This window comes from Embleya sp. NPDC025285 (assembly GCF_055558835.1).
Genome location: NZ_JBVHLU010000020.1, coordinates 74,838 through 90,159, shown reverse-complemented (window position 1 = coordinate 90,159; position 15,322 = coordinate 74,838). Strand labels below are relative to the sequence as shown.

At 71.3% G+C, this 15,322-nt stretch carries 14 protein-coding genes; 8 read left to right on the top strand and 6 right to left on the bottom strand.

Annotated elements, in window-relative coordinates; translation table 11 throughout:
• The first annotated feature begins 225 nt into the window (after window positions 1-225).
• The 3 genes from ACZ4FV_RS16030 (at window position 226) to ACZ4FV_RS16020 (ending at window position 2,080) form a co-directional block, all read left to right on the top strand.
• Complete coding sequence (locus ACZ4FV_RS16030; RefSeq protein WP_395871600.1) at window positions 226-1,320, top strand: chitinase; 1,095 nt, start codon at window positions 226-228, stop codon at window positions 1,318-1,320.
• A gap of 19 nt (window positions 1,321-1,339) precedes the next feature.
• Window positions 1,340-1,543: a DUF6196 family protein gene (locus ACZ4FV_RS16025; protein WP_395871502.1), complete on the top strand. Its 204-nt coding sequence runs from the start codon at window positions 1,340-1,342 to the stop codon at window positions 1,541-1,543.
• 78 nt (window positions 1,544-1,621) lie between these two features.
• Window positions 1,622-2,080, top strand: a complete 459-nt coding sequence (locus tag ACZ4FV_RS16020) for a MarR family winged helix-turn-helix transcriptional regulator (RefSeq protein WP_395871598.1) — start codon at window positions 1,622-1,624, stop codon at window positions 2,078-2,080.
• Window positions 2,081-2,226: 146 nt separating this feature from the next.
• Here the strand turns inward: ACZ4FV_RS16020 and ACZ4FV_RS16015 are convergent, their stop codons facing one another.
• Together ACZ4FV_RS16015 and ACZ4FV_RS16010 are read right to left on the bottom strand one after the other, a co-directional pair.
• Window positions 2,227-3,006, bottom strand: coding sequence for an SDR family NAD(P)-dependent oxidoreductase (locus ACZ4FV_RS16015; RefSeq protein WP_395871499.1), 780 nt, complete (start codon window positions 3,004-3,006; stop codon window positions 2,227-2,229).
• Window positions 3,007-3,218: 212 nt separating this feature from the next.
• The gene (locus ACZ4FV_RS16010; RefSeq protein ID WP_395871497.1) at window positions 3,219-3,491 is read right to left on the bottom strand and encodes a hypothetical protein; all 273 of its coding nucleotides are present in this window, start codon (window positions 3,489-3,491) and stop codon (window positions 3,219-3,221) included.
• 424 nt (window positions 3,492-3,915) lie between these two features.
• Here ACZ4FV_RS16010 and ACZ4FV_RS16005 point away from each other — a divergent pair, with 424 nt between their 5' ends.
• The gene (locus tag ACZ4FV_RS16005) at window positions 3,916-4,725 is read left to right on the top strand and encodes an alpha/beta hydrolase (RefSeq protein ID WP_402232657.1); all 810 of its coding nucleotides are present in this window, start codon (window positions 3,916-3,918) and stop codon (window positions 4,723-4,725) included.
• 38 nt (window positions 4,726-4,763) lie between these two features.
• Here ACZ4FV_RS16005 and ACZ4FV_RS16000 read toward each other — a convergent pair whose 3' ends face one another.
• Entirely contained in the window at window positions 4,764-5,969 is a 1,206-nt protein-coding gene (locus ACZ4FV_RS16000) for a methyltransferase domain-containing protein (RefSeq protein ID WP_402232659.1), read from the bottom strand.
• A gap of 179 nt (window positions 5,970-6,148) precedes the next feature.
• Window positions 6,149-6,463, bottom strand: a complete 315-nt coding sequence (locus tag ACZ4FV_RS15995; protein ID WP_402232662.1) for a hypothetical protein — start codon at window positions 6,461-6,463, stop codon at window positions 6,149-6,151.
• Window positions 6,464-6,474: 11 nt separating this feature from the next.
• On the opposite strand from ACZ4FV_RS15995, the gene ACZ4FV_RS15990 reads away from it, so the two are divergent.
• A complete protein-coding gene (locus ACZ4FV_RS15990; protein ID WP_465322795.1) occupies window positions 6,475-7,152 on the top strand; it encodes a LysR substrate-binding domain-containing protein in 678 nt (225 codons plus the stop codon).
• Window positions 7,153-7,168: 16 nt separating this feature from the next.
• On the opposite strand, the gene nhaA is transcribed toward ACZ4FV_RS15990, so the two are convergent.
• Window positions 7,169-9,055 (bottom strand): Na+/H+ antiporter NhaA, encoded by a 1,887-nt coding sequence (nhaA, locus tag ACZ4FV_RS15985; protein WP_395871486.1) that lies wholly within the window; start codon window positions 9,053-9,055, stop codon window positions 7,169-7,171.
• A 132-nt stretch (window positions 9,056-9,187) separates the two neighbouring features.
• Window positions 9,188-9,751 carry a cysteine hydrolase family protein gene (locus ACZ4FV_RS15980; protein ID WP_465322794.1) on the bottom strand — a complete coding sequence of 188 codons (564 nt, stop codon included), beginning with the start codon at window positions 9,749-9,751 and terminating at the stop codon, window positions 9,188-9,190.
• A 341-nt stretch (window positions 9,752-10,092) separates the two neighbouring features.
• Here ACZ4FV_RS15980 and ACZ4FV_RS15975 point away from each other — a divergent pair, with 341 nt between their 5' ends.
• The 3 genes from ACZ4FV_RS15975 (at window position 10,093) to ACZ4FV_RS15965 (ending at window position 15,028) form a co-directional block, all read left to right on the top strand.
• A complete protein-coding gene (locus tag ACZ4FV_RS15975; protein WP_395871482.1) occupies window positions 10,093-10,296 on the top strand; it encodes a hypothetical protein in 204 nt (67 codons plus the stop codon).
• A 308-nt stretch (window positions 10,297-10,604) separates the two neighbouring features.
• Entirely contained in the window at window positions 10,605-11,135 is a 531-nt protein-coding gene (locus tag ACZ4FV_RS15970; protein ID WP_465322793.1) for a GNAT family N-acetyltransferase, read from the top strand.
• Window positions 11,136-11,656: 521 nt separating this feature from the next.
• Complete coding sequence (locus tag ACZ4FV_RS15965; protein ID WP_465322792.1) at window positions 11,657-15,028, top strand: serine hydrolase; 3,372 nt, start codon at window positions 11,657-11,659, stop codon at window positions 15,026-15,028.
• Window positions 15,029-15,322 lie beyond the last annotated feature (294 nt).

Below are 15,322 nucleotides of genomic sequence, written 5' to 3'. Positions count from 1 at the left end.
GGCGCCCCGCCGAGGTGCGGTCGAACGATCGGGCGCGCGGGGGCATTTGCCGGACTTTGCCAGTGGTCCAGACCTATTGACCGTAAGGTCTGGACCACTTTACCGTCGTGGCAACCGCACCACGTGAGTCTCCGGGCCCGTCCCCGCCCGGGAGGTAGGCGTGCCACGCAGGACGTTCCTTCCGTGCCCGGCCGCGCTCGAAGTGCCGAAAGGGAATCGAGCATGATGGGTCGGACGTCACGCCTGCTGGGAGCCGCCCTGGCGGTCGCCTTCACCGTCGCCGGATCGGTCGCCGCCGCACCGAACGAGGGTGACGCCAAGAACACTTCGCACCGGACGAGCACCGCGAGCGCATCGCTGGGCAGCGTCTGCGCGGTCAAGCCGAAGCCCGCGGGCAAGGTGCTCCAGGGCTACTGGGAGAACTGGGACGGCGCCGTGAACGGTGTGCATCCGCCGTTCGGATGGACCCCGATCACCAATCCGCAGATCGCCGCGCACGGCTACAACGTGCTCAACGCGGCGTTCCCGGTCATCCTCAACGACGGCACCGCTCTGTGGCAGGACGGGATGGACTCGACCGTCAAGGTCGCCACACCGACCGAGATGTGTCAGGCCAAGGACGCGGGCGCCACCATCCTGATGTCGATCGGCGGCGCGGCGGCCGGCATCGACCTCAACTCCCGTGCCGTCGCAGACCGATTCGTCGCGACCATCGTGCCGATCCTGAAGACCTACAACTTCGACGGCATCGACATCGACATCGAGACCGGCCTGGTCGGCGGCGGCAACATCAACACGCTGTCCACCTCGCAGGCCAACCTGGTGCGCATCATCGACGGCATCCTGGCCCAGATGCCGGCCGGCTTCGGCCTGACCATGGCACCCGAGACCGCCTACGTCACCGGCGGCAGCGTGACCTACGGCTCCATCTGGGGCGCGTACCTGCCGATCGTGAAGAAGTACGTGGACAACGGTCGACTGTGGTGGCTGAACATGCAGTATTACAACGGCAACATGTACGGCTGCTCCGGCGACTCGTACTCGGCCGGTACGGTCGCCGGCTTCACCGCGCAGACGGACTGCCTGAACCGGGGCCTGGTCATCCAGGGCACCACGATCAAGGTGCCGTTCGACAAGCAGGTTCCCGGCCTTCCCGCGCAACCGGGCGCCGGCGGCGGCTACATGACGCCCAGTCAGGTGGCCCAGGCGTGGAACCGCTACAGCGGCGGCCTCAAGGGTCTGATGACCTGGTCGCTGAACTGGGACGGATCCAGGAGCTGGAGCTTCGGCAACAACGTCAAGGCCCTCCAGGGCCGCTGACCCGGCACCGACCTGTGCCGTGACACACCGTCCGCCCCGGTCGATCCGGGGCGGACGGTGTGTCACGGCGTACTGCCGCGACCGCGAACCGGCAAAGGTTTTCGTGGTCTGCGGCAACAACCGCCGGCACGGCGGCATTCACGGCCATGGGGGCTGTCCGATGCGGTTGCTCCCGGACGCCGTTGCCGTGATCGAGTCGCTGTGCGCGACGTGTTGGCCATAACGCGCGGCCCGGCGTCGGCTCGGACCATGCCTTCCGAGGGTGCCGTATTCTGGACGAATGGGAAAGACCGTGGGTGAGATGGGGGTCGTCACCGCCTTGGTGCGTTCCGCATTCCTGGTGAATGCGGTGTATGCCGAATCGGGCCGGGAACACGGACTGACCCCACAGCAGGGACAACTGCTCTGCGTGCTGATGCCGCAGCCGTACGGCATGGGCGAACTGGGCGAGATGCTCGGGCTGGCGAAGTCGAGCCTGACCGGGTTGGTGGATCGCACGGTGCAGCGCGGGTTGGTGCGGCGCGAGTCCGACCCGCAGGACCGACGCGCGGTGCGCATCGGGCTCACCGAGGAAGGCGCCCACCTCGCCGAGGAGTTCTACGCCGAGACGTGCCGCCGGGTGGACACGCTGCCGGCCGGCCTCGCCGCCGCCGATCGGGCCAGGCTCGCCGAACTGCTGAGCCGACTGGTGCTGGACAACCAGGTGCCGGCGGTGTTCATGGAGTTGGACGAGGGCCGCTCCGTCGCGATCGGGCGCTGAGACGACGGCGCCCGCGCCGGTCTCGGGAGGTGCCGAACACGGTGAATCGGCCGATGGACAGATCCGCGCCCCTGTGTTCGGCGACCATCCGAGCCGGCAGCACGATGGGTCGTGGTGCGAATGGATAATGTAGGAGGCTCGACCGGTCAGGTCCGCAGGTGCGAGGCGCCGTTGAGGTCGAGGATGGTGCCGGAGGCCCACTCGGCGTCCGGGGAGGCCAACCACACGACGGATGCCGCGATTTCGGCGGGGTCGGCGACGCGACCGAATGGGCTCTGCGCGCGGATGGCGGCGCCTTCGGCCCCGGACAGGCGGTTCGCGACCCGGTCGGTGTCGATGAAGCCGGGGGCGATCGAGGCGACCGCGATGCGATGCGGGGCCAGTGCCACCGCCAGGGATTGGCCGAGCGCGTGCAGGCCGGCTTTGGTGGCGCCGTAGGCCGGATGGTCCGGCTCGCCGCGGAACGCGCCGCGCGAGCCGACGTTGACGATCCGCCCGCCGCTGCCGCGCCTGATCATCCCGCGGGCGGCGAGGTGGCTCAGCCCGGCGGCGCCGACCAGGTTCACCGCGACGTGCCGCTGCCAGGCCGCGACCCACTCGGCGTACCCGGTGTCGGCCGGCGGATGCGGGGTGTTCACGGCCGCGTTGTTGACCAGGACGTCGATCCCGCCCAGCGCGTCCTCCACCTCGGCCACCAGTCGCTCGACCTCGTCCGGCACCGCCAGATCCGCGCCGACCAGTACGTGACCTCCACCCGGCAGGTCCGCCAGGGTGGCCTCGGCCTCCTCCCGCCGCGACCCGTAGTGCACGGCCACCCGGTCGCCCTGGGCCGCGAACGCGTGCGCGATCGCCCGCCCCAGACCCCGTGCGGCACCACTGACCAACACCCGCCTGCCGGTTGCCGGAAAACCCTGTTCGTCGGACACGACGCCCTCCTCGGTTGTCTCGAAGGCAACCGAGCCTAAAGGGTGCCCGCAACCGAGCCGTTGTCCGGCCGGGCAATCGCGGCATACCCGCTCACACGAGGGTGTCGAGGCGATCCGCCATGATCGGGTCTCGTTGGTGATCGGTCCGGGACGGCGGCCCGGTCCCGGCGACTCGTGACGATGCTCCGGTTCCGTCGATCGGGTCCCGCCGCTCAGGTCCCGTCGATCTGCAATTCGACGAACACGTCCGGATCGAAGGGGACCCAGCGGGCCGGGCGGTCGCTGCCCACGATCCGCAGTCGGCACCAGTCCTCGCCGCGGCCGCCGTGCCATCGGGCGTTGATCCGCCCGAGTGCCCAACTGCCGTCGCGATTACGGATCTCCACCGGCTCGTACACCCGACGGATCTCCGCGTCCGGCGGAGTCTGTACCCACTCGGCCCCGGGGCCGTCGGCAGCGGGCCGCTCTCGATGATCATTCGGCACAGTTCCACCCCTGATCCGCAGGCGAAGGAGCGGCCCCGTTCGCGTCGAGGCCACCGAAACCAGGCTTCTACACATCTGTAGAAACCATACATGAAGCCCGCCCGGCTTTCGCCGTCCCCTCGCCCCGACCGGCGGCCCGGGTGCGCGGTCGCCACGGCCGCCGCAACGGGCCGCCACCACAAGCAGGTTCACTGTACGTCCATCCAACGAGTACGCGACGTGTCCGGTGTCGGCGCGCGCCGGCACCGCGTGAGTGCCACAGTGGCGGTAAAGGATCTTCGTGTGGCCCGGTCGCAGGCACGACCGGCGAAACGAGCGGCCTCGGATCCCGAGATCGCCCGCCATCGCGGGTCGTCCGGCACGCACTACGCAGCGCGCCGCCGCGACGGTGCACGGATCGAACCGTTCGCGAGCGAGGCGACGCATGGCAACCAAGCGCACACCCGTCGTGTTCATCCATGGCCTATGGCTGCATTCGACCAGTTGGCGAGGCTGGGCCGAGCGGTTCCGCGAGGCGGGCTACGAGCCGCTCACGCCGGAGTGGCCCGGGGTCCCCGAGACCGTGCTCGCGGCCCGCAGACAGCCCGAGGCGCAGGCCGGCGTCGGCCTCGCCGAGATCTCCGAGGCGCACGTGCGAATCATTAGGGAGTTGGAGACCCCGCCCATAGTGGTCGGCCACTCCGTCGGCGGATTCATCGCCCAGCACCTGCTCGGGCAGGGGTGGGCCGCTGCGGCGGTGGCGATCTGTCCCGGCCAGATCAAGGGCGTGAAGGCGATCGCACCCGCGCAGGCGAGATCGGCCTTCGCGTTCCTGCGCAACCCCGCCAACACCAAGCGCGCGGTGTCGCTGAATCAGGCGCAATTCCGGTACGGCTTCGCGAACGCCGTCTCCCTCAAGGAGTCCGACGACCTGTTCGCGGCGTGGACGATTCCCAGCCCGGCCCGACCGTTGTTCCAACTCGCGCTGGGCAATTTCACGCCGCACTCCGCCGCCAAGGTGGCCACCGACAACGAGACCCGCGGACCGCTCCTGCTCCTGTCCGGAAAACTGGACCACACCGTCCCCGACGCGCTGACCCGCTCGACGCTCAAGCAGTACCGCAAATCCGGTGCGAGCACCGACTATCAACGCTTCGACGACCGGGGCCACTCGCTGATCGTCGACCACGGCTGGCCCGAACTCGCCGAGACCTCCCTCACCTGGCTCACCAAGTCCGGTTTCCCGGAGACCTGACGCTCGGGCCCCGGGAGTCCGGGACGGGGGGAGCGGCGTCACCGCGACGCGGTCGGCGGCCAGTCGGTGGCCGGAGGGATCAGCGGGCGGGTGGGAGTCAGGTGCCAGGGCTGCTGGTCGACGGTGCGGTCGTCGGCCAGCGACACGGTCAGACCGAAGTCGTGGATGGTGGGGCGGCCTTGGGCATGCCACCAGTACCAGGTCGCCTCGACCTCGTCCCACAGTCGGCGCGGACCGGATTGCCGCACGGTGGGCGGATCGCCGATGGCGAAGTCGGCGGCGGCGATCGAGTGGCCGCGGCCGGTGTTCGCGCCGTAGAGCCACAACGTGCCGCCGAGCGCGCCGTGCAGGATCGGTCGGGCCAGGCAGTCGGGCACGCACAGGCCGAGCACCAGGGCCACCGGGTCGAACGGGCCGCCCACCACGTCGTCATAGCCGAGCGAGGTGGTGGTCGGCCGCGCGTAGGCGGCCCAGTCCTCGGGCAGCGCCGCGCCGCCGTAGCGTCCCCAGTGCGGACGGTGTGCGCGCAGCTTCATGAAGGCGGTCGCCAGCGTGAACGGCCCACTCGCGGCTTGCCGTTCCGCGTCCACGACCAGGCGCAGCGCGCAGTCGCCGCTGCCGTAGTCGGTACCCCACGGCAGCACGATCACCGCGCCTGGCGCGGCCTGTTCGATCCACGCGGGTGGCACGCGCCGGACACCGGCGGTGACCTGGATCCGCTCGTACGGGCCGCCCTCCGCGTAGCCGTGGGTGCCGTCGCCGGTGATCACCTCGACGAGGTCGCCGAATCCGGCCGCGTTCAGGTTCTCCCGTGCCCGGTAGGCGAGTTGCGGGTCCACCTCGATCGAGGTCACCCGGCAGCCGCGGGCCGCCAACAGGCCGGCGCTGTAGCCGGTCCCGGTGCCGACCTCCAATACCCGCATCCCGGGCGCCGCGTCCAGGTCGTACAACATCTCCGCGAGCGTGGACGGTGTCGAGGACGACGATGTGGCCAGCCGCCCGGCGGTGGCCCCGGTATGTCGGCCGTCGTCCCACTGGGTCACCAACGCCCGGTCGGAGTACACCGCTCGGCGCCACGCCTCCGGATCGCGGTCGCGGTCCAGCGGGGCGTCGCTGTCGTCGGGCCAGATCCGGGCCGGGACGAAATCCTCGCGGGCCACCATGCCGAACACCGACTCCCAGCCCGCCGGAAGTACGTCCTTGCCCTTCAGTAACGCCGTGAGCGTGTCGGGCCCCACCGTCATGACGCGGGCCGTCGATCGGATAAGACGGACTGACCAGCCATCGAAAGCCAACCTTTCCGGGAGCGATTACGCAACGTACCCTAGAAACCCCGAAGCGTAATCGTCAAGGCAATCAAGGAACTTGCCGTCCCAACGAGGCAGCCCCCGCCCGAGTGCCCGGAGTGGCGATTCCCGGCGGTTCAGATGCTGTCGGCAACACGGCGGTTGCCGCCGTTGAGTTCCTGCCACCGGCGGTAGACGTCGACGGCGGCGGCTTGCGGGTCGTGTCGCATCGGCAGTCGGCGCCGCTCCCAGGGCTTGGCGAACTCTCCGTAGAAGGTGTCGAGTTCGAAGTACTTGCGGTCGTCGACGTAGTGCGGCTCGTAGGCGTCGCGGGTGGTCAGGTACGCCGTCAAGGTCGGCGTCACCGCCAGCCGCAGGCTGCCGCGCGCGAGGTCGGCCACGTCGTGCACGGCACGCTCGGCGGCGGCCAGGTCGCGCAGCGCTCGGCCCACTGACCGAGGAGATGTACGCCCGGCATCCGGGCATCGCCCTGGACGTCGTGGAGACCACCCAGGACCGGATCGAAGCCGGGCTGCCCGCCGACGAGTTCGACCTGGGCATCGCATTCGCCGGCGCGCACCCACCCGGCGTCGGCGCGACTCCGCTGTGCGTCGAGCGACTGAGCCTGGTCGTCGGTACGGGAACCGGCGCGGATCCGGACACCACGACCGGTCGTCCCGCCGCTCCGCTCCGGGTGCGTGACCTGGCCGGGTACGAACTGGCGCTGCTCAGCCACGACTTCGTCACCCGAGGGCACGTGGACGCCTACCTCGCGCGGCACCGGGTGCGACCTCGGATCGCCGTGCAGGCGAACTCGATCCAGGCCCTGATCGAGATCGTCCGGCGCACCCCGTTGGCCACCGTGCTTCCCGACGCGATCACCCACGACCATCCCCACCTGCGCCCGGTCGCCGTCGACCCGCCGCTGCCGGTGCGCACGGTCACCGTGCTGCACCGCGAGGGCGCCTACCGCAGCGCCGCCGCGCGCGCCTTCGCGCGGGTGACCCGGGACGTGGTCCGGGCCCGGAAGTACACGCTTCCTGAGACCGAGACCGGGACCGGGACCGGGACCGGGACCGGGACCGGGACCGGGAGCAAGACCGAGACCGAGACCGGGAGCGAGACCCGGACCGGCGACTGAGCGGGGACCGCAGAACTCAGCGGTCCATGAAGGCGCGCTCCTTGGCCGCGTGGACCGCCGCCGTGAGCCCGGCGATGTCGTACGGGCCGTGGTGTCGACGGCCGTTGACGAAGAAGGTCGGCGTGCCGGAGACCCCGCTCAGGTCCGCCGATTCCTCGTCCTCCGCGATCCGGTCGGCGCCGCGATGGGTGCGCAGCGCGATCCGGAACTCCTCCACATTCAGGCCCAACGCCTCCGCGTGGGCGACCAGATCGCCGGGCCGGAGCGCGTCCTGGCTCTGGAGCAGGCGGTCGAGCATTTCCCAGAACGCACCCTGCTCGGCGGCGGCCTCGGCGGCGATCGCGGCCGGCCGGGCCCTGGGGTGCACGTCGGGCAGCGGGAGGTGGCGCCAGACGTAGCGCACGTCGCCGAAGTCGGCGAGCAATTCGCGGACCACCGGTTCGGCCAGGCCGCAGAACGGGCATTCGAAGTCGCCGTACTCCAGCAGCGTCACCGGGGCGTCGATCGGACCGCGGATGTGGTCGCGCTCGGGATCCACCGGTACGGCCAGGTCGACCAGGCTCTGCGCGGTGCCCAGCAGCGCCCGCGTGCGGGCCGGACGCGGCAGCGCGGCGATCACCAGCGAGACCAGCCAGGTCACCACGAACGAGCACACCACGGCGCTGAGTACGCCCACCTTGGCCTCTTCGAGCCGCTCGCCCTCGAAGGCCAGTGTCGCGATCAGCAGCGACACGGTGAAGCCGACCCCGGCGATCGCGCCGCCGCCCACCACGGCTCCCCAGCCGACCGGCGGGCGCAGCCGGCCGCCGCTGAGTCGGGTGGTCAGCGCGGACATACCGATGATGCCCACCGGTTTGCCCACCACGTAGCCGATCAGGATGCCCAGCGTCACCGGCGAGGTGAAGGCCCGCGAGATCAGCCCGGCGTCCAGCGTGATGCCGGCGTTGGCCAGCGCGAACAACGGGACGATCACATAGCTGGTCCACGGGTGGTACATGCGCTGGAGACGCTCGTTCGGCGACAGGGCCGCCGCCATGCCCAGCCGGGCGGTACGTTCCAGTTCCGGCGTGGGCTGTTCGCGGAACGAGCGGAACAGACCGGTGGCCCGCTCCAGTTCGGCCCGAGACGCCGGGTAGGCGAAGGTCAGCAGGCCCATCACCAGGCCGACCACCACCGGGTCCACGCCCGACTTGAGCACCGCCACCCAGGTGATCACGCCGAGCACGCCATACGCGCTGCCGCGCCGCACCTTCGCGGCGCGCACCAGCACGATCAGCACCAGCATGGCCAGCGCGATCATCAGCGCGGACATGTCGATGTCGTCGCTGTAGGCGACCGCGATCACCACGAGGGCGACGAAGTCGTCGACCACGGCGACGGTCAGGATGAAGGTGTGCAGACGCCGAGGGAAGCGGCTGCCGAGCAGTGCGAGCATGCCCAGCGCGAAGGCCGTGTCGGTGGACATCGCGGCGCCCCACCCGTGGGCCGAGGACTCGCCCGCGTTGATCGCCAGGTAGATCAGCACCGGTACCGCCATGCCGCTGAGGCCTGCCAGCAGCGGCAGGGTCAATCGGCGGCGTTCGCGCAGTTCGCCCATGTCGAACTCGCGCCGGGCCTCCAGGCCGACCACGAAGAAGAACAGGGTCATCAGGCCGCTGTTGACCCACTCGCGCAGATCCAGCGACACGCCGGAGTCGCCGAGTCGCACGGACAGGTGGGTGTGCCAGAGCGAGGCGTAGGAGTCGGCGTCGATGTTGGCCCAGGCCAGCGCGGCCAGGGTGGCGGCGAGCAGCACGGTGGCGCTGCCGCTCTCGGTCCGAATGAACGCCCAGCGCGCGGTGCGCGCTCCGCCCTCGTCGAGCGACTGGCCGGACAGGCCCTCGTCGCTGGTCGGCTGCGTCATCCGTGTGCCCCCTGTGTCCCTGTCGCGCTCCCCGGCTGAACCGGGTCAGAGGATATCGGCAGCGACGCACCAAATGATCTTTCCGCCGCGCCCCGCCGGTGTCCTGCCGCCGCCGCTTCCGGGGAGGAGCAGTCAGGGCCGGGCGATGGCCTTGACCCAGTCGTCTACGGTGACGGCGTTCACCCATTGGGGGAAGAGCGTTTCGGTGAGGAATCGGTGGACCTCGGGGTCGGTGTCGAGGCAGGCGTCGACCAGGACGGTGAGGCGGAAGTCCAGGTCGTTGGCCCGGCACACGGTGTGCAGCACCACGCCGCTGGTGGCGATGCCGGTGAGCACGAGGCTGTCGATGTCGCGGGCCCTGAGCACCAGGTCGAGATCGCTGCCGGAGAACGCGCTGCCACGCCTCTTGGCGACCACGACGTCGCCTGGTCGGGGTGCGATGTCCGGGTGGATCTCGGTGCCGGGGGCGCCCTCGGTGAACAGCCCGGCCTGCACGGCCGCGGACACCATCTTGTTGCGGGGGCTGACTTCCCCGGGGACCGGCCGTAGAGCGATGACCACGTAGATCACCGGGATGCCCTGCGTACGGGCACCGTCGATGGCCTTGCGCAGGCGGGACAGATATCCGGAGCCGTCGTCGGCGATGTCCACGATCTGCTGTTGTACGTCCATCACCAGGAGCGCACTGTTCGCCACGCTTGCCGTCCCTTCGTCGCCGGGAAAGAACCGCCAGTTTGAGGCATCGTCCGTATTGCGGCGGGGACTTCGCAGACTCCGCCGGTGTCGACGGGGGATCGCCAGGTCCCGAGGGCCGGCGACGGCGACGTGACGGCGACGGCGACCGCGTCGAGTCGCGTTGGGCCGGGCCGGGTCGGCGAAGTAGGCGCCTTGCACCAGTTTGGGAGAGTCGATCACCGGAACGTGCTGCACCGGAGCGCTTGTCTGGGGGACTGGGCGCTACCAATGTTATGGATATGTCGCATATTTGTGATCATTCAGCGGCCGTGCCCGGGGGTGTGGGCGGGCAGCCGCTCGGCATGACGCAGCACGATTCATCCCGGGAGTCAGGCGCCGACGAACTGGCCGCGCTGGTGCGGCAGGCTCGTCGGTGGAGCGAGTCGGCGCCGGATCCGGCATCCGGACAGCAGTCGCCCGACGCGTCCGGGGACTCGCTCCGGGCGCGGGTACGACGCCTGGTGGCCAACCGCCCCGACGCTGAACCACCCCGCACCGGTTCGTGACGACTCGGTCGAACCAGGGCGTACGTACGGACGTACGGACGGCCACCGTGCCACGGCCGCCGCCCCGACGACCGCTCATCGCGTACGAACGCCCCGCCGGCATGGTCGACCGGCGACGCGGCGGCCTGTTCGCCCGCGAAGCGCCACGCCCGGCGCTTCGCGGGCGACGGGTGCACGGCGGCTCGTCGGGCGCGCGCGTCGACTATGCTGCCCCGTTCGGCCCAGTCGGCGCCCGCGTCGACTCGGTCGGGCGCGGCGGGCCAGGGCCCGACGCTCGGACGGCGGCGATCGAAACGGGGTTCGGGATCATGGCCGGCGATCAGGTGACCTTGCGGCTGGTGGCCGAAGCGGACATATCCCTCCTGGAGCGGTTCTCGACCGACCCCGAGGCGGTCGGGTCGTTCGCCTGGTACGGCTGGTCGGACCCGGGACGGTGGCGGCGCAACTGGACGCAGAACGGCCTACTCGGCGACGAGGGTGGGCAGTTGCTGGTGGTCCTGGGCGACGAGGTGCTGGGCTTCGTGGCCTGGCGCAGCATCCTCACGTCGCGCGGCTCGCACTGCTGGAACGTCGGGATCAACCTGTTCCCCGAGGCGCGCGGCCACGGATACGGCACCCGCGCCCAACTCCTGCTGGTGCGCTACCTGTTCGCGCACACCCAGGTGGCCCGGATCGAGGCCGGCACCGAGGTGGGCAACCTCGCCGAGCAGCGCGCCCTGGAGAAGGTGGGCTTCACCCGCGAGGGAGTGGCCCGTTCCTACACCTACCGCGACGGCGAATGGCGCGACGTGGTCTTCTACAGCCTGCTGCGCGAGGAACTTCCGCCGCCGACGAGCTAGGCGCCTCAGCGCACGGCGCCTCCCGCCGACGGCCGCAACCCGCCGAAGGATACTTCCCGCCCGAAGCCGCTGCCCTCTGACGCCTGAGAGCGCGCCGTCGAGGCCGCAGCCGGCCCGGCGTCGACGACCGTCCGCATGCCTCGCCTCCCCGGGAAGCCCGCCGACCCGCCCGCGATACCCGGGAAGCCCGCCACTCCCGGAAGCCCCGTCCCGCTTCCATGTACCGGCTGCGCCCCACCCGCGCCTGGTGGTGTGGCACCGAAACGCGGCCCGACCTTGGTCCGAAGCCACGAAGTCCGTGACCTTCCGATCGCTCTAGCCTCGGGGAAGCGCCGCCGAGAGGCTCCGACGCGACCGTTGAGCTCCAGCCCCGAACCGGCACCCGCCTCACCTCAGGCGGGGGCCGGTTTCGGTGAGTCGACCGGATACCCGTTGCCCGGGTCCGCGACCCGGCGCTCGCGGAACCGGGTCGACCCAGGATCGGGGGCCGCCCGGACGGGCCGACCAGGATGGAGAAAGCCATGGCACGACGTCTGCGTCTGGACGACCTGACCGCGATCACGGTGCCGGCCGAGCCGGCCGTGTCGCCCGACGGCACCCGGGTGGTCTACACCCTGGTCGGCGTCGACGCGGCGAAGGACCGCAACGTGCGCTCGCTGTGGTGGGTCCCGACCTCGGGCGGCGAGCCCCAGCGGCTCACCGAAGGCCCCTCGGACAGCACCGCGGTGTGGTCGCCGGACGGGACCCGGGTGGCGTTCCTGCGCGCCGTCGACGGCCCGCCGCAATTGTGGGTGCTGCCGATCGAGGGTGGCGACGCGCGTCAGGTGACCCGCCTGCCGATGGGCGCCGGCCGCGCGCTGTGGAGCCCCGACGGCACCCGCGTGGCGTTCGGTGCCGTGATCGACACCTACGCGACGGCGGACGAGGACGAGTCCGCCCGGGCCGCCCGGGCGAAGGCGCCGCTGGTCATCGACCGCGTGGACTACCAGGTGGACGGCGCGGGCATGCTGGGCAGCCTGCGCCGGCACGTGCACGTGGTGGACGTGGCCACCGGCGAGGTCACCCGGGTGACCGAGGGCGCCTGGAACGCGAGCGACCCGGCCTGGTCGCCGGACGGCACGCGGCTGGCCTACGCCGCCGGCCCGGACGCGAACGCGGACCTGACCATGCGTTCGGCGGCGTACGTCGTCGACCTCGCCACCCCCGCCGCGCCCGCCGAACGGGTCGGGTCGGCGGAAGGCATGGTGGGTTGGGTCGACTTCACCCCGGACGGCGAGTCACTGCTCGTGCTGGGCGCCGAGCAGACCCGCACCGGGCACACCCGGATACTGCGGGTGCCGCTCGCCGGCGGCCCCACCGTCGACCTGACCGGAGCCCTGGACCGCAATGTGATGCCGGGCGGCTCCGGCTACCCGGGCGGCCTGCCGCAGCCGACGCCCGACGGCCGCGAACTCCTGTTCTGCCTCCGCGAGGCCGGCAACACCCACCTGTACGCGCTCGACCTCGAAAGCGGCGACGCGCGCCTGGTGGTCGGCGACACCGGAAGCTCCGTCTCGGGCCTGTCCGTGTCCCGCAGCCCCGGTGGCGTCGCGTTCGTGCTGTCCACCACCACCTCGTACGGCGAGATCGCCATGGTCGATCCGGCCGGCGGCACCGAGCGGGTGCTCACCGCGCACGGCACGCAGGCCCTGCCGGACGTGGAGCTGTTCACCCCGATCGACCGCCGGTTCACCACCTCCGACGGAACCGTGGTGCACGGCCGCCTGCTGCGCGACCCGCAGGTGACCGGCCCCACCCCGCTGCTGCTGGACATCCACGGCGGACCGCACAACGCGTGGACCGGTACGGCCGACTCGGTGCACCTCTACCACCAGGAACTGGTCGCCCGCGGCTGGACGATCCTGACCCTCAACCCCCGGGCCAGCGACGGTTACGGCGAGGACTTCTACGCCGCCACCGTCGGCAACTGGGGCACGATGGACGCCCCGGACTTCCTGGAGCCGCTGGACGAACTGGTCGCCGAGGGCATCGCCGACGCGCAGCGGCTGGCCGTCACCGGCTACAGCTACGGCGGCTACATGACCTGCTATCTCACCAGCCGCGACCAGCGCTTCGCGGCGGCCGTCGCGGGCGGCGTGGTCAGCGACCTGAACAGCATGGCCGGCACCTCCGACCTGGGCTCCTACATGGGCTGGGCCGAGTTCGGCGGCACCCCGTGGGACGACGTCGACCTGTACACGCGGTCGAACCCGTTCACCAAGGTCGGCGACGTGCGCACGCCCACGCTGATCCTGCAGGGCGCCGCCGACGTGCGGTGTCCGCTCGGCCAGGCCCAGCAGTGGTTCGGCGCGCTGCGCGAACGCGACGTGCCCGCCCGGATGGTGCTCTACCCCGACGGCTCGCACCTGTTCATCCTCGACGGTCCGCCCTCGCACCGGCTGGACTGGAACCGCCGGATCGTCGACTGGGTCGAGCGCTACGCCGGATCCGCCGGCCGCACCCGGCCCGCCCCGCTGGACGCCGCGCACTGGCAGCGCCGCCTGTCCACGCTGGCCGAGCGGCACCGGATTCCCGGCGCGACCCTGGGCATCCTGCGCTTGGACGAGCACGCGCCGGACGACCTGGTCGAGGCCGCCTACGGCGTGCTCAACCGGAACACCGGGGTCCCGGTGACCGCGGACAGCGTGTTCCAGATCGGCTCGATCACCAAGCTGTGGACCACGACACTGGCCATGCAACTGGTCGAGGACGGCCTGCTCGACCTGGACCAGCCGCTGATCGAGGTACTGCCCGAACTACGGCTGTCCCGAACTGAGTTGGCCAAGCAGATCACCATGCGGCACCTGCTCACGCACACCAGCGGCATCGAGGGCGACCGGTTCATCGACAGCGGGCGCGGCGACGACTGCCTGGCCCGGTACGTGGCCGGCCTAGAGGACGCGGCGCAGGTGTTCCCGCCCGGCGGCGCGTGGTCGTACTGCAACACCGGCTTCAATCTGGCCGGACGGGTGATCGAACACCTCACCGGAAAGACCTGGGACCAAGTGCTGCGCGAGCGGCTGAGCGGGCCGCTGGGCCTGGAGCGCACGATCACACTGCCCGAGGAGGCCCTGCTGCTGCGCGCGGCGGTCGGCCACGTCTCGCAGGACGGCGGCGACCCGCAGGTCGCGCCGGTGTGGATGTTGCCTCGCTCGGCCGGACCCGCCGGTCTGATCGGTTCCACCTCGGCGGAGCTGTTGCGGTTCGCCCGCCTGCACCTGGCCGACGGCGTCACCGCCGACGGCAAGCGACTCCTGGGCGCGGAGCATGTCGTCGCGATGCGCGAGAAGCACGTCGACATGCCCGACCTCGCGGCCATGGACGCGTCGTGGGGCCTGGGCTGGCACCGCTACGCGTGGGACGGCCACGAGGTGGTCGGCCACGACGGCGGCACCATCGGGCAGTACGCGTTCCTCCGGGTCCTGCCCGAACAGGGCCTGGCGGTGGCGCTGTTGACCAACGGCGGAGACGCGCCGGAGTTGTACGAGGACCTGTTCCGGGAGATCTTCGCCGAGGTCGCGCAGGTCGCGTTGCCCGCGCCGTTCGCCCCGCCCGCACAACCTCCGGCCGTCGACCCGGAACGCTACGTCGGCGTGTACGAACGCGCCATGCAGCGCTTCGAGGTGCGGGCCGGCGCCGAGGGCGAGGGCTTGGTGCTGCGGATCGAACTGACCGGGGAAATAGCGGAAAGCCTGCCGGACGCGGTGCGGGAATTGCCGCTGGTCGCGGTCGCCGAGGACCTGTTCGCGATGCGCGAGCCCGGATCGGTGATCTGGCGCCCGGTGACCTTCGGAACCTTCGAGGGGGGCGGGCGCTACCTGTTCAGCGGTCAGGTCACCCCGCGTCGGGACTGAGCCTCCGGCTCCGCGCGAGCCCACCCTCGGCGGGCCGCGATCGCTCCGCTCCGCTACCGCTCCACCCCGAGACCGCTCCACCCGATACCGCGTCTACCCCGGACGCGGTCCCGATCACCGCGTTCCCCCCGTGACGCGGTGTCGACCGGCCCGTCGCCCCGGCTCCCTGTGCCGAGGCGGCGGGCCGGTTCGCGTGCGGCCCGGGTCGCGGGTGACGGGGGCGGTCGGGAACGCACTCGCGGGAACGGGGACCACCCGATCGGCTCTCGGCCGGATGCGGCCGGCCGGGTGAGC